We start from the raw sequence: 20,537 nt of genomic DNA, 5'->3' as shown, positions 1-20,537 counted from the left end.
GCCTTTATTGTAGCATGCAACCTACTCCGACAAAAGAATTGTGTAAATTGCTAAATTGTGTGTAAATTGTTTGCGTGCCTGACACCGAAATATAGTATAATAGAAATAGCACCTTTAGATTAACTTTCCAAGGAGTATTGAGTAAAATGGCTGTATTAATAATCGGCTCCCTTAGTAATGATGTCCTTAGACTACAAAAATATTTCAAGCGTATAGAACTAATGAATATCCATTGCTTTACAACAGCTGAAGCTGCGATTCAATTTGACCATCTGTTCTTAAAAGATGACATACAAGTAATCGTTTATGATGCCAAGTTAACTTTAAACAATTGTGAAGAGCACTGTCAGAAAATTGAGGCTTTAAAGGAGTGGAGTGGTGCGCCTATCCTACTTTCTACCTCCTATGAAAAGCCGATAATTCTTGACAGATTGTTTGAAGTGGGCATTTTTGATTTTATTTTAAAGCCGTTTGACTTTACTCACTTTAAAACACGTGTTCATGTAGCATTGAAATATTACGCAGAGACAAGGCTACGTAAACAGCATCAATATAAATTAGCAAAAGATTTAGCAATTGCAAAAAATGTGCAGAAAAATGCCTTACCTCCAGCGTTGACTCTACCTCATATTGAATTAGACGGGATATATGTTACTTCGCAGTCGCTTGGTGGCGATATGTATTGTTGGTTTGAGCTGAATGATGATTTAACAGCCGTTATTTTATTTGATGTAATGGGACATGGCATTGCAGCATCGCTTATTACAATGTCTATTCGCTCCTTATTAAAAGGTATAATAACGAAGCTAATAGACCCCGTGTCGGTGATGAAGGAGCTTAATGCTCAAATTTATGAATTATTTTCTACAGATGATTTAGACAATTTTTTAGTAACTGCAATTTATATGTTAATTGATAAAAAAAATCGCACATTGCAATATGTTAATGCCTCTCATCCCGCAGGTGTATTATTCGGCAAATATGGAGAAACCGTTGCGTTAGCAGCAAACTCACCTATTCTTGGGCTATTTCCTGCTATTCAAGTAAAGGCAAAGCGAGTGCGATTAACGGGCTGGCATCGAATTATTTTATATACGGATGGACTACTCACTTTACATGATGACCAAGAGGTCGATTTAAGCTTCTTCCATTCCTACGCATCTCAAAATAATAGCTATGCACTGCAAAAATTTGCTCAAAAATATGAATTAACAGACCAACAATTCGAGGACGATGTAACAGTTGTTTCAATTACAATTACATTATAGGTGTGGTGATGTTTAATGGAATTTATGCTTAGCATAGCACCGAATCAGCAATCGATTTTTTTTATTGATCAAGTAATGGAAAATTATACGCAGCTCTATAACATTTCAGATGCTCGCGATATTTGCTTTGTCACACATGAGCTTGTCATTAATGCAGTGGAAGCGATGAACAAAGCTAATAGGCAAGAGGATATTCAATTACACGTTTTATCAAATGATGAGCAAATAAAAATTACGGTAGCTGATTTTGCGGAGGGGATACCACAGGAGCAATGGCAATCCATTCTTGAACCAGATTTAGGAGAAATGTGCTTTTCTGACCGTGGACGGGGTTTCTTCTTCATCATCCATATGGTTGATAAATTATGGTTTGAGCAATTACCTTCTTCGCAATTTTTAGTTGGTATTAAAAAAAGTTTAATAGATTAAATATTACTGGGGGCTATACATAATGAAGTGGTCAATTCGTAATAAAGTTAATATCGTTATTTTTTCCTGTATTTTATTATTGGCCTGCATTTTGGGTGCGGTGAACTATTATGTGACAAAGAAAAACCTATTAGAAAGTGCCAATGAAAAGCTCGTATCCGACGTTCAATTAAGCTATTACTCTCTCGATTCTAGCATTCCGGGCGATTGGGACATCGTAAATGGAAGCCTTTACAAGGGCTCTGTTAGCATGGAAGAAAACTACGAGGTACCTGACCAAATTGGTGAACTAACAAACGGCAATGCAATGTCTATTTTCCTACATGATACACGTGTCTCAACGAATATTATTGAAAACGGAGAACGTGCATTAGGCACAAAAGTTTCTGATGCCGTTGCTGATGTTGTATTAAATAAAAAAGAACGTTTTCTTGGTACAGCTACCGTTTTAGGAGAACCATTCCAAGCCGCATATGATCCGATTTTTAATAAAAATGGAGAAGTAATTGGGATTTGGGCTGTAGCCGTCCCAACTGCTCCGTATACAAAAATTGCTGCAACCTCTGCCATTGAAAATATTGTGATTTCTTTAGTAGTAGCCGTAATCATCACAATTGTTATTGGCTTTATTATGCAGCGCCTTATTGTTACACCAATCAATATTTTACGCAATAACGCTAATGAATTAGCAAACTTAAATTTAAAGGTCGACCTATTAAAAGCAAAGGGCAATGATGAAATTGCCGATTTGGCGATGGCATTTAGCAATATGAAAGAGCGTTTAACAGACACTGTCACAAATGTAGCGCAAAATGCCAATGAAATCGCAAACTCCTCCCTTGCTTTAGCAGAATCATCTCAACAAACGAATGAGGCATCAAGTCAAATTGCTACAACGATGAATGAAGTAGCAGCAGGCATTACAACACAATCCGAGCAGGCAGAGCAAATCGTTAGCATGATGCGCGATACAATTAACCAAGTAGAAAATAGCTTAACGAGCGCTGAGCAAAGTCTTGCTAATGCACATGAATCAACAGTTATTGCCCATGAAGGCGAGGCGGCTATTAGCAAAGCAATTCAACATTTAAGCACTGTAACAGAAACAGTCAGCTATGCAACAGATTCTATTCAAAAGCTTGGTATGCGTTCTGAGGAGATTGGTGGGATTATTACTGTCATTACTGATATTTCCGAGCAAACGAACTTGTTGGCACTAAATGCTGCAATTGAGGCAGCAAGAGCTGGCGAACATGGAAAAGGCTTTGCGGTTGTTGCATCAGAAGTACGTATTTTAGCCGAACAGTCGAAGGAAGCAGCGCAACAAATCACAGAGCTTATTAAAGACATTCAGGCTGAAACAGCAGTAACAGTCCGCACGATGGAAAGTAATTTATCTGCCGTAGAAGAGCAGGTTGTTATTATTAATAAAGGTGGCGAAGCCTTGAAAGATATTGTTGAGAAGACAAGTACAACAGAGACTGGCGTGGCACAAATGAAAAATGCCTTTGCAAATGTCAATACTAATTCTCACAATGTCCAAGATGCCATTTATAATATATCTGGAATTATTGAAGAATCTGCGGCTGCTTCAGAGGAAATCGCAGCTGCTTCAGAAGAGCAATATGCAACAGTAGCTGAAATGGCTGAAAGCACAGCAAATTTAGCAACGATTGCTGACCGTTTACGAGATGAAGTGAATAAATTCCAGTTTTAATAGGAGGATGAAGGACGATGGAACAAAAAGCAGCGACAATGCAAATAACGAGCAAGCCTCACTATATTTCCATAGCATTTTCTGGAAGTCTAGAATACGGCTTAATTGAGGACATCAAAAAACAATTGCAATCACAAAGCTTTCAAACAGAGCTTGGCTTTATTTTAAATATGAGTCACGTAAAAAACATTGATAGTACAGGCTTTGGAATGATTGTCAATTTCGCAAAAAAGGTTTCAATACAAAATCAAAAAATCGTTATTATCGTTGTAGATAGCTTTGTTCGTAAACTTTTTGCTATTTCACAATGCGATAAAATATTCCCTATTGTTGATAATGAGGATGCCGCGCTAAAGGTCATCCAAGGTTCTAGCGATACCGAATTATCCATAAACGAATACTAAAATGAGGGCGTCCCCTAAGCCGTGCAGTTGCCGACTTAAGGGACGCTTTCGGTTGTGTTGTTTTAAGGAGCAACTTTGAGTGAATTGCAAGGGCTTTCTTTGAAAACGGAAGGAAACACTGCTTTGGCGGTGTTCATCTTAGGAGTTGTCCGAAAAGTCCATTTTGTTTTGACACCGAATTGAAATCAAGGTTTTCATCGCTTCCCTTTTACTGAAGGAGTACACCGCTAAAGCCAATGTTCATCCCATTTTTAAAAGAGGCGTTTTCTGTTTATAGGAATCAACATTTTATGAAACATCATCACTACTGTCCAAAATGCCGGCTATGCACGGCTTTTTGGACAGCCCCCCATCCGTGGGAAACTATGTTGATAGGCTAAGTTTTCCTTTATATAAGGTCTAGCAGATCTGGCCTCAATAAAAAACTAAAATTTCCCGCCGCTTCCGCTATAGGAGTGACCGCCGCCTGTTGTGCCACCTCCACCACTTCCACCTCCCGAATTACTTGAAGGTTTTTTCGTTTTTGTAACGGTTGTGCGTAAAAAGCGGTCATGTTTTTTCGTAATGCCTGAGCCATTCGGATTAAAGTAATCACGCTCAGTAGTGGTCATTCTTCCTCCTGAACTATAAGCCATTAGACCGACGATAATAGCTGCTAGTAAAATAGCTGCCCCCAATTGAAACCACCAACGGAAGAGGATGCTATTTGGCCCGTAGCTCATATATTCATGTGAAGCAACAATAAAATGACGGAATGCCCCATAATAATCTCCATTTGACAAGCTCGGTGTTAATTCCTCGCGAATGACCGATAAACGCCCATCGTCCAAATAAACCTCAGCCTTTTTAAAACCTGATAGGAAAACATCGCGCTCCTGCATATCAATGGACAGCATCGCCGTATTGCCATGTGGCTTATTATAGCCTGGCGCTTCATTATCATAAAAGTCTTCCATGTACCCCCTAATACCTTTACCATTTGTCCCATCAACCGTTAAAATAAGAAAAGCGGTTTTATAATCCGCGCTAAGCTCCTTAGCTAAGCTTTCTAATTCCTGCTTTTCCTCCGCTGTTAAAAGATTGGCATAATCGAAAATGTATTGCGTTTGATTAGTAGATTCAGCAAATGCAGAGGGCTGCCACAAGGTAACTAGTAAAATAAAAAATGCGAAACATTTTTTTAGCATACTCATAAATAGCCCTCCCCAACCAACGTTGCAATCACTTTCAATATAATGAAAGTGCTCGCTGCAATTCCGCCAAACCAAGCAGCAGCCTTCCCCTTACTAATAGGTGGCTTACCTACTACTTTTCCTGTATAACCGTTCATTGCAAAAATATATTCTGAATTATTATAGTCATGGTAAATCATCCATACAGGCAACAGTACATAGGCACTATTTTTTTGATTTATATTAATATCCTTCATTTTATAACTGACTGTACTATAATTTCTCAAATCGCTCTTAATATAATTATCTACATATTCTTGAACTCGTTTTTCTACACGCGGTAGCATCTCTTTATCTGTATAATTATATTTCTCTGCAATATAACCTGCTAAATAAGGTGTTTTAAAATCCTTCAGCTCATGAAAAGGGAATGGCTCAATTTTATCCATTAATTCATCATTCATTTTTTCCGAGGCATCTGCCGGAATTTTTGAATAATTCAAGTTAACTTCGCGCATAACATCAAAATAGCTTGTTTCCGTATAATTATAATCACCTTTAGAGTATGTACGTACTACTGTGCCAACCGCCTTCACCTTTGCATGACTATTTATATCATAAAGCCAAAATGGCACGTACATCCCTGTAATTGTTTTTACACGCTCTGCCATGGCAAATTCCTTGGGCATTAGTAACCCCCTGCCACACCATTTTTTAAAAGCCTTTACTGCCTCTTTTTCACTTATTTTAAAGGGGATGACTTTGGACGGAGCTAAATTACCCGATAAACGATCCGCAATGACTACAGCTGATTGACAAAAGCTACAGTTCGTTGCTGTCGTTTCTGCCAATGTAATTAACACTGCCCCACAGTTATTGCAATGGTACTCCTTTGCCTCATCTTCCGCAAAGGTTGTCTTAATTAATTCCTCAGGATAATTTTCAATTGTATCCTCTCTACCGCAGCTTTGACACGTAAGTTTTCCTGTATCTGCATCGAAGCTCATATTCCCAGCACAGCTTGGGCATGTGTAATGTAAAATCACTACCTTCCCCCCTTTTGAAATTTACTTGTTTTAGTCATTATAATCTACAATACATAGAAAAAAATAGAGGGCTGAAAGAAAAATAGAATTATCCTACTTTCTGAACAGCCATCCTTCTTGACGCAAAAGAGCTGCCTCGAAATTGCTTTTCAGGCAGCTACTTTCCCGCATTTCACTATACGTGATCTTCTTCTCGAATTTCTTCGATTGGAACAAATATTTCAATATGGCGTTTCAAGTTTTGGAAAACAGCTGGCGCATCGCCACCGTATTCACCATCTAAGTTTAAATGTACTCCCTCATCAGATGACACAGTTACCCTGCTCGCTTTTCTATAAATAACATGAGGGTCATTTAAGTGCTCACCGCGCAATGCTAATGAGGCTATTTTAATAAAATCAGGAATTGAACACTCCTTCAATATCATTACAGTAAATAATCCATCGTTAATAGAAGCATCTGGTGCAATTTTTTCAAAGCCGCCAACAGAATTCGTTAAGCCACATAAAAACATCATCGCATTTCCGTCGAAAACTTCATCATCGATTTCGATTCTCATATGCGTTGCTTTAATTGATGGAATCATTTCAATGCCTTTTAAATAATAGGCAAGCTGACCAAGCACCGTTTTCATTTTGCTCGGTACCTCATACGTCAACTCAGTAATACGACCACCTGCTGCAATGTTGATAAAATAACGCTCATTATTCAATAAGCCTACATCTACAGGCAATGTATCGCCATTTATAATAATATCCACAGCCTCGTCAATTTTACGCGGAATATGGATGGCACGTGCGAAATCGTTTGTTGTCCCCATCGGAATTAAACCGAGGCGTGGGCGCTTGTCAAACCCACTAATTCCCGCTACCACTTCATTTAACGTGCCATCGCCACCTACTGCGATGACAATATCGAACTCCCGTTCAACCGCCTCTTTAGCAGCTGCTGTTGCATCCCCTTCACAAGTTGTTGCATGACAGGAAGTTTCATAGCCTGCTAATTCTAGTTTTTCTAATACCTCTGGTAAATGCTTTTTAAATGCCTCGCGACCAGAAGTTGGATTATAAATGATTCGAGCTCGCTTCATCTCTTTAACCATCCTACAAATTTATATTTTCTTCTACAACATTGTAACGTTTTTTGAATATAAATGTTGCCTATAGGATTGTCGAAATTGCTTTTTTAAAATCTTCATAAACATATGTCCAATTTGTGCTGTCCTCTACATACTGATTACGCATATTGACATACATCGCTTTTTGCACCTCTTCAAATGTTGGGTCTTCCTTATCTGGCAATTGTGCACGAGCGTCCATTACAAATTGCTGTAGCTCTGGTGCTCTTGGCCCCCATTTTCCAATCACTTCCCCTGCTTCATTCAACAGTAAATAAATCGGAATGGCACGACCACCGTTCGTTAAATATTTATCGATTAAATCTGTATCTGCATCGCGTAATGTTGCACGCATCTCTATGCCTGCCGCCTCCGCTACTTTACGTACAATCGGATTGTTTAGCATGGCATCTCCACACCAGTCCTCCGTAATCGCTAAAATATGCACATTGCTATTTTTTAATTGCTCAATAAACGCTTCATTCGGTACAGTAAATTTGTCATAGATAGCAAAACTTTCATCTTTCAATGTCGACATCTCGTCCATGTATTGCTGGATAGAAACCGCCTCTTCAAAATATTGTTGTTCTGTTTTCATTTTGAGATTCCTCCCTAGTGCTTTTATTTTCTATTGTGCATCTTTTGCTAGTTTTTCACAACTAATTGACTCTTGACTCAATCAATATCAACTCAATATTCTACTATATAGAAAAGAAAACGAGGCTGTCCAAAAAGCCGTGCATAGCCGGCATTTTGGACAGTAGCAAGGATGTTTCACAAAATGTTGAATCATTTAAACAGAAAACGCCTCTTTTAAAAATGTGATGAACATTGGTTTTAGCAGTGTTATCCTTCAGTAAAAGGAAAGCGATGAAAACATTTATTTCAATGCGGTGTCAATTTTCGGACAACTCCTACTGTTTTACATCTTATACAAATGACAGGCTACTTCGTGCCCATCCTGCAAGGTAACGAACTGTGGCTGCTTTTCTTTGCATATTTCCATACAAGAAGGACAACGCGTATGAAAAGCACAGCCTATTGGGGGATTCTCTGGGTTAGGTAGCTCCCCTTTTAACTCTTCTACTTCTCCTGTTTTTGGATGGATGGAAGGAATAACAGATAATAACGCTTTTGTATATGGATGGGAGGGATTCGCATACAACATCTTCTTATCAGCTATTTCTACAATTTTCCCTAAATACATAACTGCTACTCGATTGCTAATATGTTTTACAACACTCAAATCATGAGATATAAAAATATATGTTAGTCCTAGCTCCTCCTGTAAGTCTTGCAGCAAATTCAGTACTTGCGCTTGAACTGAAACATCTAATGCCGAAACTGGTTCGTCTGCAATAATTACATCTGGCTTCAAAATTAATGCTCGAGCGATGCCGATTCTTTGGCGTTGACCTCCGCTAAATTCATGTGGATAGCGCTGTGCTACCTTTCTACTCAAGCCAACCTTTTCTAACATTTCATAGACTTGTTCCTTTGATTCTGTGTTGTATAGACCATGTAATTTTAAAGGTTCCGATACAATTTGATAAATCGTTTTTCGTGAATTAAGTGAAGCATATGGGTCTTGAAAAATCATTTGGAATTGCTTGCGAATGGATTTCATTTCTTGAAATTTTAATTTTGTAATATCTTTCCCATTAAAATAAACTTGACCGCTTGTTGGTTCAATCAACTGTAAAATGGTTCGACCTAAAGTAGATTTTCCACAACCTGACTCTCCAACAATTCCAAGTGTTTCACCACGATATAAATTAAACGATACATTATCTACCGCTTTGACATATTGCTTACTACGACGAAAAAGAGAGCGGGTAACAGGATAATGCTTTTGAATATTTTTTACTTCTACAATTTTATCCATTAGTTGTCCCCTCCTTCATTGCATCATCAAAAAGCCAGCAATTAACAAAATGTTGATTGTCTATTTTATATTTTGCTGGGGAATGCAGATAACAATTCTCACTTGCAAAGGAGCATCGATTTGCAAAGCGGCATCCTTGCTGAATTTCCCCTGGCTGTGGAACCATCCCAGCTATCGTTTCCAATCGCTCAATTTCATTATCTAAAGTAGGAATAGATTGAATGAGCCCCTTTGTATAAGGATGCTTTGGATTCGAGAAAATTTGCCGAACAGCCCCCTCCTCAACTACTTCCCCAGCATACATAACGATTACTCGATCACATACTTCCGACACAACTCCTAAATCATGCGTAATAAGTAAAATAGAAGTTTGATATTCCTGCTGTAGTTTCTTCATTAAAAGTAGAATCTGTCGTTGGATTGTAACATCAAGTGCTGTTGTTGGTTCATCTGCAATTAATAAATCAGGTTGACAAGACATCGCCATTGCAATCATGACCCTTTGCCTCATCCCCCCTGATAGTTGATGCGGATAGTCACGCATGATTTGCTCTGCTCTAGGTATACCGACTTTCTTTAGCATTTCTATACTTTTTTGAAATGCTTCCTTTTTACTAACTGCTTCATGTGCGCGTATCATTTCAATTAGTTGAAAGCCTATTGTAAATACCGGATTTAAGGAGGTCATAGGGTCTTGGAAAATCATTGCTATTTCTTTACCACGTATTTTTCGGTAATTCTCTTCAGAAAAATGTACTAGATTACTTTCTTTATATAAAATCTCACTGCCTTTATCTATTTTGCTAAACTGCTGAGGGAGCAACCCTGTAATAGCTAGCGAAGTCACGCTTTTACCACAGCCTGATTCACCTACAATGCCTAACATTTCACCTTTTTTCACTTGAAAGCTTATACGATTAATCGTTTGAATATATCGCTGATTTTTCAAAAAGGATACCGAAAGATTATTTACTTCTAGTAAATTAGCCATACTGCTCACCTTCATATCATTTATTACTTGCTTTGTCCCTCATAAATTGCAAAACTAAGCGGTCAATATAGCCCTGCTCTTGAAATCTTTCATCAAAGTTTTCAACTAATTGATATTCTTGCAGTTTGCTATAAAATTGCTCGTCGGATAAATTTTTTTCATTCACATACTTTAAGTCGTATAATAGCTGATTAATTTCCTCCTGCAACGGCTTATCAATTGTTAATAAATCCTCTTCCTTTGTTCGATTAAAATATAGACAATGCAAATCATATAAACGAAGAAGCTCTTTTACCGGCTCCTCATGGTCGTCTACCCTTAAATCGACAGCTTTATCATTGTAACCCCCATAGCTTCCGTTCTCCTTAGCAATAAGTAAACTAGCTGACTGTTTCCCTCTAGCGTCTCCTCCAGCTTTATCACCAGCTAGCAATGCCTTGAGCAATCGCTCTGCTAATGTACCATTTGACTGAAATGCTTCTACCATCTCTTCAACAACATTTTCTCCCGCTAAAATATTGCCTTGAGCCGCAAAATTGACGCCATGCTTTCCACCAGCCCATGCATAGCTGTGTCTTCCTGTAAATGATGCACTACCACCTTTCGCATCCACAATTCCAATTTGTCGATACTCCTTTTGTTCATCATCTTTTATAAGCTGCTCTATAGCTTGTTCAGGTGTAAGCCCCTGCTCCAATAAAGCTAGCCCCTCTGGTCCATAGCTTAAATTCGCCCAAGATTGAGTGGCGATTGCTCCAACCCCCGCTTTCGCATAGGGAACAACTGCACCAACAGCTAAAAATTTTGAAGCTACAGCTATGCCCAGCTCTCCTGTCATAGGGTCAAAGCCAACAATCGAAAATGTATTTAATTTTATATTTTTTTTCATTTTTTTCACCTCTTATTTTATTTTAGGGTCAAGCGCATCTCTCAACGCATCTCCTAATAAATTGAAGCATAATACAACAATAAAAATACATACACCGGGAATTAAGCTTACATGTGGTGCCATTCGAATATACTTTTGCCCTTCGCTAAGCATTACTCCCCACTCTGCTTGGGGTGGCTGGGCTCCTAGCCCTAAAAAACTCATACCTGAAGCAGCCAAAATCATCCAGCCAACATCTAAGCTTATGGCAACAATTAATGGGGGTAAACTATTCGGCAAAATATGATGAAAAATAATATGAAAATGATTCGCACCTAAAGCCTTTTCAGCCATTACAAATTCCATTTCGCGAAATTGTAATGTACTGCTTCTAACAATGCGAGCATAGTAAGGTATACCTACTATACTAATGGCAATCATCGTATTCATTAGACCCGGTCCGAGTGTAGCTATAATCGCAATCGCTAATAAAATATAGGGAAAAGCCATTAATATATCTATAAATCGCATAATAGTAGAGTCTAGCCACTTGCCAAAATAACCTGCAATCAAACCTAAAATTGTGCCGAAAAACAAAGCAATCGCTACAGCAAATATCCCCATGCTAATGGATACTTTTCCTCCATGTAACACCCTACTAAAAATATCTCTACCTAGCTCATCTGTACCTAGCAAATGATTCTCTGCCCCTATAGGTTGCAAACGATTTCCTACACTTGTTAAATCAGGATCTTGAATGGGTAAAATTGGAGATAGATAAACTGTTAATAAAATAATGATTAAGATGCTTCCGCCAACTAAAGCGGTCTTATCCCTTACTAGCTTTTTAAAAGCAATTTTCCACGGACCGTCAACTTTTTCTCGCACTCCTTGTTCATATACATTATGGTGTTGATTAGACATGTTCTCCCCCCTTATTTGTACGAAATTCGTGGATCAATTAAGGCATATAAAATATCGACAATTAAATTAACAATCACATATGTTGTCGCTACAAATAATATAATGCCTTGTACAAGCGGGAAATCTCTTGCTAAAATACCATCAATCATCAAAGTACCTATTCCCGGCCATGAAAACACTTTTTCTATTAGTACAGCTCCAGCTAATAAAAAGCCGATTTGCATCCCAATTACTGTAATAACAGGGATGAAAGCATTTTTTAATGCATGCATAAAGATTACGCGATATTCCTTTATTCCTTTCGAACGTGCAGTACGAATGTAGTCGTTTTCAAATACTTCTAACATACTAGAGCGTGTCATTCTTGCTATGACAGCCCCTACTCCAGCTGACAGGGCAATTGATGGTAAGATAAGATGCTTTATTAAATCTGCTGTTGAATCTATCCCTGGAGAATTCATACCTGAGATTGGTAATAAATTCAACTCAAGCCCGAAAAGAATTTGCAGTAGTATTCCTAGCCAAAAAACAGGTAAACAAAAGCCGATTAAAATCATAATCATCAACGTTCGATCAATGAAGGTATACTTTTTATACGCTGAAATGATACCTATGACTACGCCTGATACAATTGCTAAAAAGGCACTTGATAATGTCAATAGCAATGTTGCTTTAAAGCGCTCAACCACTAGAGGAAACACATCCATTTTAAGTTGAATGGACCTCCCCCAATCGCCTAAAAAGATATTACCAATCCACGTAAAATACTGTTTTAAAAAAGGTTCATTCAACCCTAAATCTTCTCTCAATTTTTCAATGGATGCTTCAGTTGCTTTTGGTCCTAAAATAATTTTTGCTGGGTCTCCGGGAGCCAAATACATAATTGCAAAAACAAGAAAAGACACTCCAAGCAGTACAGGAATTAATCCAACTATCCTTTTTAAAATATATTTCGCCATTAAAGAGCCTCCTTGTTAAAATAAAGCAGCCTTATACGAAAAAAATTTAGTAGTAAGGAGGCTGTCTGAAAGGTTTGTTTCTACGTTTACTGGTCGCAGAAAACAAGGCTAACACATCCCCTCTCAGACAGCTATATTCTATTCAACTTTATTTAATCTTTGCATTACTAAATCGGAATACACCTGTCGGATGTAGCTTAAAGTCAACTAAATTTGGATTTGCTAAGACAATTTGTTTTTCATAATCTAAAACTAACCACGGTGCTTCTTCCATTACAATTTCTTGTACTTTTTCATACATTTTTGTTCGTTCTGCTTTATCTGAAGTAACCCTAGCCTCTTTCAATAATTGATTTACTTCATCATTGTTATAGTAGGAATCATTAAACCCTTTAAGTGGCCATTGCTCTCCACTTAATAAAATATATAGGAAGTTATCAGGGTCACCGTTATCACCAATCCAAGACATTTGATGTAAATCCATTTCCGCTTCTTCTATCGGCACAAAAACTTTATCTAAATATGTGCCCCACTCAAATGTTTGAATGTTTAGCTTCACCCCAACTTGTGCCAAATCAGCTTGGATTGCAGCAGCCATTACTTGTGGCTGTTGCATACCTGAGCCCGATTCTGGAATCCAGTAATTTACTTCAAAACCATCAGGGTAGCCTGCTTCAACTAATAACTCTTTCGCTTTCTCTGGGTCATAAGGGTAGTTTTTCACATTTGGATTATGCCCCCAAACATTTGGTGGAACCGGGCTATTGGCAAGCTCACCTGTACCTTGAAGCAAACTATCAACGATAGCCTCCTTGTTTACAGCGTAATTAAATGCTTGGCGAACTTTCACATTATTAAATGGCTCCTTCTGTGTATTAAAAGCTGTCCACCACACATGCATACCAGCATCCTCAATTTTTTGTACTTTATCGCTGCCTTCTAGGCGTACTAAATCATCAGGTGGCACATTCACGATTAAATCGATATTGCCCGATTCCAATTCAGCTAGTCTTGTTTGCGCTTCGGAGATTGGCTTGAAAATTAATTTCGAAATTGTCGGCTTATCTCTGAAATGCTCCTCGTTTTTTTCTAAAATTACTTCTACTCCCGGATTCCAGCTAACAAATTTATATGGACCTGTACCTACAGGATTTTTAGTGAAATCCTCTTGATATTTTTCAACAGCTTCTGGACTAACAATACTTGCAGAATGCATTGCTAGATTACTTAAAAATGGCGCAAATGGCTCATTTAAAACAATCTTTACCTCATATTCTCCTAACACTTCAACTTCTTCTACCATTCCAAATGTAAAATCAGCGTATGCATATTGACCTGTATGATGCATCGGATGATTTTCATCTATTTGTCGTTCAATGCTAAACTTTACTGCATCCGCATTAAAGTCTGTACCATCATGAAACTTTACATCTTTTCTTAATGTGAATACATACTCTAATCCGTCATCAGAAATATTCCATTTTTCAGCCAAACTCGGCTCTATTTCTGTACTTCCGTCTTTAAATCGAACGAGTTGATCATAAAGCTCCATTGCAGCTCTGGACGAGTTATAATCAGATAATTGATGCGCATCAAATGATGTAGGTTCTGCTTCCAAGCCAATTACTAGTGTATCCTTATTTGTGTTGGTTGCCGCTCCATCATTACTTTGCTTATCATCGTTAGAACATCCCGCGAAAATAACAGCTAAAAAGATTAAAAAAATGAGTTTATTTAATTTCACAAATTTCTCCCCCTTTAGTTTATTGCACATATCATATAAAAAAATGAGACTAAAAAGTTGAACTTTTTTAATCTCATTTTGCACTTTATTAATTTAATTTGAATATTCTGAAATTTATAAGATAATAAATGACATTCATTGCGATAAAAATACTTAAAATTGTAATTCCATTAAATTGACAATAATAAATTACACTACCAGCTACTACACCAATTATTAATAAAAAAATTTTTTGTTTATCAAGCCAAGTTATCGTTGGACGCTCTAATAGTAAATTAGATAAAAAAGAAGAAATTATACTAATAATGAGCATGCCAGAAAAAATAATAAAATAAAACTTAGGAATTTTATTGCTTAAAAAATGGATAATATAAAACTGAAATGTTTCATAAGGTATTCTGTCCGTAATCGCTACTAACGTCATAGTTGAGGAAGTTAAAATGAGTGAAAAACCTATTAGACCTATAATAATCGGATTAGAAAATGAAAACTTGCTTTCAAACATTGAAATTAGCGCAATCGTTTTTAGAAAAACATATACAAGAACAATACAAAAGATAGTGATTGCACCTTGCTGCTCCCAATGAACAACTGCTGGAAAATAATGCAGTAAATTATGATATACCGTTTCTAGCCCCCTTTGTAAATAAATGAAGTTCGATATACCAACAGTAAAAATAAAAATATTTGCGAATCCTATGATGCTTATTAAATTTCTCCTTTTGATGAGAGAATGCTGAAAACGTCTATATAAAAAATAAAAAATAACTAACAATGCACTAAATAATAAAATATGTAAAATTTCCAGCACATTTAATAGCAGCAATAATAAATAGGTCGTAATAATCGTTGTCTCGGCAATTACAATAGGATAAGCAAAGTTTGAAAAATTTTTTCCAACATAATAACGTGATGCTATGTACGCCATACATACACCGATAATAAAGGCGGCTCCTATGATTGGTCCCGTTAACACGCCTAATTGATGCACAGTGTCTGTTGATATTAACAAGAGAAACGGAAATATAAAACCACTTAATATAACAAATAAATGCATGTCTACTCCCCTTTCATCCCATTAATTTTGGCTTCTATAGTCTTGTGGTGTCATCTTTTCATATTTTTTAAATACACGATTATAATAGTTTTGGCTATTAAAGCCTACCTCTTCTGAAATTGCTCCAATGCTTTTTTCACCTTCTAACAGCAGTTTTTTAGATTTTTCAATTCTATATTTCATAATATACTCTGATAAAGTTGTACCTGTTTGCTCTTTAAATAAATTACTCAAATAAGGTGGGGATACGAATAATGATTGGGCAAGTTCACTCAATTTAATTTCCTGCTTATAATTATTTCGCACATAAGATATAACCTCGTTTACAATTGCATGATAATTTTTAGAATGCGGGATAACCTCATTAACGTATTGGCTTAATAAATTAATTAACTCTGATTCGATAATCGGCTTTACTAAATAATCCTTCACTTTTAGCTGAATCGATTGCCTTGCATATTCAAAATCCTGAAAGGCAGAAATCATAATAATATCCGTTTCGGCACTTTCCTTTAAAATTTTCTCTGCTAACTCTAGCCCTGTCATGCCCCCTAATAATATATCCAGTAAAGCTATATCAAACTTATAATCATTTATTAATTTCATTGCTGCTGTACCACTATGAACAACATGCAATTGTGCAAAAGGGAAATAATTCGCTATTACTTGTGATAGATATTCCGTAAATATTACTTCATCATCTACAATTAATATATTCATGCTCGCTCCTCCTTACTTTAACTCTTGCATATTTGAAGGATTCCATCTACAAAAAACTTTTACACCACTTCCTACAGCTCTTGGTAATATTTTCAGCTCTGCATGCTTACCATAAAGTAAATTTAATCTTGTCTCAATATTGGATAACCCCGTATTATACTGAACTTCAGTATCAATACCTCGACCATTATCCTCAACTATTAAACATATATCATCTGTCTCCCTATAAAGTGAAATCTTTATTTGGCAAACTTCCATTTCAGCATCAAAACCATGTTTAAAAGTATTTTCAACTAATGTTTGAATTAAGTAAGGAATAATACTTTCCCCTAATAGCTTTTCATCTACTTCAATGTTTGTATGAAGGCGGCTTCCAAAACGCATAGATTGAATATTCAGGTAATTTTGTGTGTGTTTTAGTTCATTATAAATTAAATGTGTGTGGTCCTTTATTTCATACTTATATTTTAAAAACATAATGAATTGCTCCATCGATTGAATCAATTCATCATATTTTTTTAAGCGCAACAAGCTCATCAAGGTATTAAGAACATTAAATAGAAAATGGGGTTGAATTTGCTGGCTCAGCTGATTGTATTTACTCACTTCCAACTCTTTCTCTAATCGAATTTTTCTATTTTCTACAGCTAAAATTTCAACTTCTGATTCCTTCAATAAAAATAATATGAAGCCTACTAAAAATAAAAAAGGTGTTAGTATGCTACTAATAATAATAATGAAAAAAATCTCATATGAAATGATAACGCTCCCCCACTTTCCTTAGGCAAATACATTTCAAATATTCTAACCTATTAACTACAAATTGTTAAGCTCTAAAAAAACCCTTTGTTATTTTGTAACTTATCGGTACTAACGTATTTTAAAAGTGGAATTTCTCCCCTCCAATAAAAAAGCTACCTCGAAAAGTCATTTTTATAACTTTTGAGATAGCTTTTTTAATTTATTCATGATTAACGCTTTGCAAGCTCCTCTAATAAAATTTGGTTTGTTAATTGAGGGTTTGCTTGGCCTTTTGATGCTTTCATTATTTGACCTAACATCGCTTTAATTGCGCGGTCTTTACCTGCTTTATAGTCTTCTACTGATTTTTGGTCATTGTCTAAAACCTCTGTTACGAAGCCTAAAATAACAGCTGGGTCAGAAATTTGTACTAAGCCTTTTTCTTTGACGATTTTCTCAGCATCACCGCCGTTTGTTACAAGCTCTGTAAATACTTTTTTAGCGATTTTTGAGGAAATTGTACCATCCGAAATAAGCTTAATCATGCCTGCTAAGTTTTCTGGCGTTAAGGCTGTATTCTTTAATTCTTTTTGCTCTGCATTTAAGTACGCAGATACATCGCCCATTAGCCAGTTTGCTGCTAGCTTTGCATCCGCGCCAATTGTTACAGTTGCATCAAAGAAATCAGAAATATCCTTGTTAATTACAAGCACTGCCGCATCATAAGCTGTTAAGCCTAGCTCTGACTCATAGCGTGCTTTGCGTGCATCTGGCAGCTCTGGAATAGAAGCTTTAACACGCTCTAACCATTCGTCATCAATTGATAAGCGCACTAGGTCAGGCTCTGGGAAGTAGCGGTAATCGTCTGCACCTTCTTTTACGCGCATTAAAACTGTTTTACCTGTCTTCTCGTCAAAGCGGCGTGTTTCTTGCTCGATTTCTCCACCAGCACGTAGCACCTCTGCTTGACGTACTTCCTCATGCTCTAAGCCTTTACGCACAAAGTTGAATGAGTTTAAGTTTTTCAGCTCTGCTTTTGTACCAAATTTCTCTTGACCGTATGGACGTAATGAAATATTTGCATCACAACGCAGTGAGCCTTCCTCCATGCGCACATCTGATACGCCTGTATATTGAATAATTGATTTTAGCTTTTCTAAGTAAGCGTAAGCTTCATTCGGTGTGCGAATATCTGGCTCAGAAACGATTTCAACTAATGGCGTTCCTTGACGGTTAAAGTCTACTAAAGAGTAGCCATCAGCATGCGTTAGTTTACCAGCATCCTCCTCCATATGAAGGCGTGTAATACCAATGCGTTTTTTATAGCCGTCAACTTCAATTTCAATCCAGCCATTTTTACCAATTGGCTTATCAAATTGTGAAATTTGATACGCTTTCGGGTTATCTGGATAGAAATAGTTTTTGCGGTCAAACTTTGTTTCCTGCTCGATTTCCATATTTAATGCAAGTGCTGCACGCATTGCAAAATCAACAACATTTTTATTTAAGACAGGTAATACACCCGGATAACCTAGGTCGATTACTGACGTATTAGCATTGGGTTCCGCACCGAAATGGTTTGGTGAGCTTGAGAAAATTTTTGATTCTGTTTTTAATTCAACGTGTACTTCTAAACCAATAATTGTTTCAAAGTTCATTTTATTTTACCTCCCAAATTTGAGGTGTTTTCTTATGAAAATTTGTCGCTTGCTCATATGCATAAGCTGTACGATAAATTGTTTCTTCATCGAAATGCTTACCGATAATTTGTAAGCCTAATGGCAGGTCATTATCGAATCCACATGGTATTGAAATTGCTGGTACACCTGCTAAGTTGATTGGAATTGTCAAAATATCATTTGCATACATCGTTAATGGGTCATTGACGTTTTCACCAATTTTAAATGCAGCTGTAGGCGTTGTAGGTCCAATAATTACATCAAAGCTCTCGAACACTTTGTCGTAATCTGCTTTAATTAATGTACGCACTTGTTGCGCCTTTTTATAGTAAGCATCGTATGTGCCTGCCGATAATGAGTATGTGCCAAGCATAATGCGGCGCTTTACCTCATCACCGAAACCTTGTGCACGCGTTTCTTTATATAGCTCCATTAAGTTCTTTACACCTTCAGCACGGAAGCCATAGCGGATACCGTCGAAGCGGGAAAGATTCGATGACGCTTCTGATGATGATAAAATATAGTAAGCTGCTAATGCGTATTTTGAATGTGGTAAAGATACTTCTTCCACTGTTGCACCTAAGCCCTTTAATACTTCCAATGCATCCAATACGGATTTACGCGCTGCTTCGCCCACACCTTCACCCAAAAACTCCTTTGGTACAGCGATGCGTAAACCTTTAATGTCGCCGTTTAAAGCAGACACATAATTTGGTACAGGGACATTGGCTGATGTCGAATCATTTTCGTCTACACCAGAAATTGCCTCAAGTAATAATGCATTATCACGTACGTTACGCGTAATAGGACCAATTTGATCAAGCGAAGATGCAAATGCAACTAAACCGTAGCGCGACACACGACCATATGTTGGTTTCATCCCTACAACACCACAATAAGCTGCCGGCTGACGAATCGAGCCACCTGTGTCAGAGCCCAGTGAGAAAGGAACCTCTCCTGCTGCAACCGCTGCCGCAGATGCACCTGATGAACCTCCTGGCACATGCTCAACATTCCAAGGGTTCTTTGTCGCCTTGTAATAAGAGTTTTCAGTGGAAGAGCCCATTGCAAACTCGTCCATGTTTAACTTCCCGACTGTTACCATGCCCGCCTCGCGTAGCTTTTTCACAACTGTCGCATCATAAATTGGAATAAAGCCTTCTAAAATTTTAGAGGCACATGTTGTTTCTAAGCCTTCTGTTATGATATTATCCTTTACCCCAATAGGTAAACCGAATAATGGACCTCGTGCTTCAAATGGCACTTTATCTAACTCCGCCGCTTGTGCAGTTGCTTGCTCTTTATTTAATGCTAAAAATGATTGTACATCCCCATCTAATGCTTCAATGCGGGCATATGCTTCATTTGTTAGGTCAGCGATTGTTACTTCGCCTTTATGTAAGCTTTCTTGCAGCTCTCCCGCTGATCGCTCAAATAACGTCATCTATATAGTCCTCCTACATTTTAGTTTACACGCTTTTCTTTAGTCTAAAATGGACGGTACCTTTACTTGTCCCGCCTCTTGTTCTTTAACATTTAGCATCATTTTTTCCTGTGCTAAACCTTGCCCTGCTACATCTTCACGCATTACGTTTACCAGTGGTAAAACATGTGTCGTCGGCTCCACATTTGTTGTATCTAATTCGTTTAGCTGCTCTGCAAAATCAGTGATTTTACCTAATTGCTCAGCAAACTTTTCCGCTTCTTCTTCTGTAATGGCAAGTCGTGCTAAATGAGCAACATGCTTTACTTCCTCTTTTGTTAGTTTCGCCATTTTTTACACCTCCGAATAAAGTTAACCATACGAGTTATCATA

The 20,537-nt window shown here is 37.3% G+C and carries 20 protein-coding genes; 4 read left to right on the top strand and 16 right to left on the bottom strand.

Annotated features, from left to right (window positions below; all coding sequences use genetic code 11):
• Window positions 1–146: 146 nt before the first annotated feature.
• From C9J36_RS14875 to C9J36_RS14860, 4 genes are read left to right on the top strand one after another with little or no spacing between them, the layout of a single operon-like run.
• Entirely contained in the window at window positions 147–1,268 is a 1,122-nt protein-coding gene (locus C9J36_RS14875) for a PP2C family protein-serine/threonine phosphatase (protein ID WP_107943603.1), read from the top strand.
• Window positions 1,269–1,283: 15 nt separating this feature from the next.
• Window positions 1,284–1,697 carry an ATP-binding protein gene (locus tag C9J36_RS14870; RefSeq protein ID WP_107943602.1) on the top strand — a complete coding sequence of 138 codons (414 nt, stop codon included), beginning with the start codon at window positions 1,284–1,286 and terminating at the stop codon, window positions 1,695–1,697.
• A gap of 22 nt (window positions 1,698–1,719) precedes the next feature.
• A complete protein-coding gene (locus C9J36_RS14865; protein ID WP_107943601.1) occupies window positions 1,720–3,414 on the top strand; it encodes a methyl-accepting chemotaxis protein in 1,695 nt (564 codons plus the stop codon).
• A gap of 17 nt (window positions 3,415–3,431) precedes the next feature.
• Window positions 3,432–3,818: an STAS domain-containing protein gene (locus tag C9J36_RS14860; protein ID WP_066164628.1), complete on the top strand. Its 387-nt coding sequence runs from the start codon at window positions 3,432–3,434 to the stop codon at window positions 3,816–3,818.
• 425 nt (window positions 3,819–4,243) lie between these two features.
• Here C9J36_RS14860 and C9J36_RS14855 read toward each other — a convergent pair whose 3' ends face one another.
• The 16 genes from C9J36_RS14855 to gatC all read right to left on the bottom strand — a co-directional run bounded on the left by C9J36_RS14855 (window position 4,244) and on the right by gatC (window position 20,495).
• The gene (locus C9J36_RS14855) at window positions 4,244–5,011 is read right to left on the bottom strand and encodes a TPM domain-containing protein (RefSeq protein ID WP_107943600.1); all 768 of its coding nucleotides are present in this window, start codon (window positions 5,009–5,011) and stop codon (window positions 4,244–4,246) included.
• Entirely contained in the window at window positions 5,008–6,036 is a 1,029-nt protein-coding gene (locus C9J36_RS14850) for a TFIIB-type zinc ribbon-containing protein (protein WP_066164625.1), read from the bottom strand. Before C9J36_RS14850 ends, C9J36_RS14855 begins: the two co-directional genes overlap by 4 nt.
• A gap of 175 nt (window positions 6,037–6,211) precedes the next feature.
• Entirely contained in the window at window positions 6,212–7,126 is a 915-nt protein-coding gene (locus C9J36_RS14845; RefSeq protein ID WP_107943599.1) for a diacylglycerol kinase, read from the bottom strand.
• A gap of 70 nt (window positions 7,127–7,196) precedes the next feature.
• Window positions 7,197–7,751 carry a thioredoxin family protein gene (locus C9J36_RS14840; RefSeq protein WP_066164618.1) on the bottom strand — a complete coding sequence of 185 codons (555 nt, stop codon included), beginning with the start codon at window positions 7,749–7,751 and terminating at the stop codon, window positions 7,197–7,199.
• A 324-nt stretch (window positions 7,752–8,075) separates the two neighbouring features.
• The gene (locus C9J36_RS14835; RefSeq protein ID WP_066164615.1) at window positions 8,076–9,038 is read right to left on the bottom strand and encodes an ABC transporter ATP-binding protein; all 963 of its coding nucleotides are present in this window, start codon (window positions 9,036–9,038) and stop codon (window positions 8,076–8,078) included.
• Window positions 9,031–10,029 carry an ABC transporter ATP-binding protein gene (locus C9J36_RS14830; RefSeq protein ID WP_066164612.1) on the bottom strand — a complete coding sequence of 333 codons (999 nt, stop codon included), beginning with the start codon at window positions 10,027–10,029 and terminating at the stop codon, window positions 9,031–9,033. Before C9J36_RS14830 ends, C9J36_RS14835 begins: the two co-directional genes overlap by 8 nt.
• Before the next feature lie 16 nt (window positions 10,030–10,045).
• On the bottom strand, window positions 10,046–10,918 hold the full coding sequence (locus tag C9J36_RS14825; RefSeq protein ID WP_201261964.1) for a DUF1028 domain-containing protein: 873 nt from the start codon (window positions 10,916–10,918) through the stop codon (window positions 10,046–10,048).
• Window positions 10,919–10,930: 12 nt separating this feature from the next.
• Complete coding sequence (locus tag C9J36_RS14820) at window positions 10,931–11,821, bottom strand: ABC transporter permease (RefSeq protein WP_066164608.1); 891 nt, start codon at window positions 11,819–11,821, stop codon at window positions 10,931–10,933.
• An 11-nt stretch (window positions 11,822–11,832) separates the two neighbouring features.
• Window positions 11,833–12,780, bottom strand: a complete 948-nt coding sequence (locus C9J36_RS14815) for an ABC transporter permease (RefSeq protein ID WP_066164606.1) — start codon at window positions 12,778–12,780, stop codon at window positions 11,833–11,835.
• A 148-nt stretch (window positions 12,781–12,928) separates the two neighbouring features.
• Entirely contained in the window at window positions 12,929–14,524 is a 1,596-nt protein-coding gene (locus C9J36_RS14810) for an ABC transporter substrate-binding protein (RefSeq protein ID WP_235616091.1), read from the bottom strand.
• Window positions 14,525–14,612: 88 nt separating this feature from the next.
• A complete protein-coding gene (locus tag C9J36_RS14805) occupies window positions 14,613–15,581 on the bottom strand; it encodes a hypothetical protein (RefSeq protein ID WP_107943596.1) in 969 nt (322 codons plus the stop codon).
• Between the two features lie 21 nt (window positions 15,582–15,602).
• Window positions 15,603–16,301, bottom strand: coding sequence for a response regulator transcription factor (locus tag C9J36_RS14800; protein WP_066164597.1), 699 nt, complete (start codon window positions 16,299–16,301; stop codon window positions 15,603–15,605).
• A gap of 12 nt (window positions 16,302–16,313) precedes the next feature.
• The gene (locus C9J36_RS14795; RefSeq protein ID WP_161956446.1) at window positions 16,314–16,976 is read right to left on the bottom strand and encodes a sensor histidine kinase; all 663 of its coding nucleotides are present in this window, start codon (window positions 16,974–16,976) and stop codon (window positions 16,314–16,316) included.
• A 296-nt stretch (window positions 16,977–17,272) separates the two neighbouring features.
• Window positions 17,273–18,700 (bottom strand): Asp-tRNA(Asn)/Glu-tRNA(Gln) amidotransferase subunit GatB, encoded by a 1,428-nt coding sequence (gene gatB, locus C9J36_RS14790; protein ID WP_107943595.1) that lies wholly within the window; start codon window positions 18,698–18,700, stop codon window positions 17,273–17,275.
• A 1-nt stretch (window position 18,701) separates the two neighbouring features.
• Window positions 18,702–20,165, bottom strand: coding sequence for an Asp-tRNA(Asn)/Glu-tRNA(Gln) amidotransferase subunit GatA (gatA, locus tag C9J36_RS14785; protein ID WP_066164588.1), 1,464 nt, complete (start codon window positions 20,163–20,165; stop codon window positions 18,702–18,704).
• A gap of 39 nt (window positions 20,166–20,204) precedes the next feature.
• A complete protein-coding gene (gene gatC, locus C9J36_RS14780) occupies window positions 20,205–20,495 on the bottom strand; it encodes an Asp-tRNA(Asn)/Glu-tRNA(Gln) amidotransferase subunit GatC (RefSeq protein WP_066164584.1) in 291 nt (96 codons plus the stop codon).
• Between the last annotated feature and the right edge of the window lie 42 nt (window positions 20,496–20,537).

It is taken from the genome of Metasolibacillus fluoroglycofenilyticus (assembly GCF_003049645.1).
In the GTDB taxonomy this organism is placed as follows: Bacteria; Bacillota; Bacilli; order Bacillales_A; family Planococcaceae; genus Metasolibacillus; species Metasolibacillus fluoroglycofenilyticus.
This window is presented reverse-complemented; position numbering and strand designations above follow the sequence as displayed.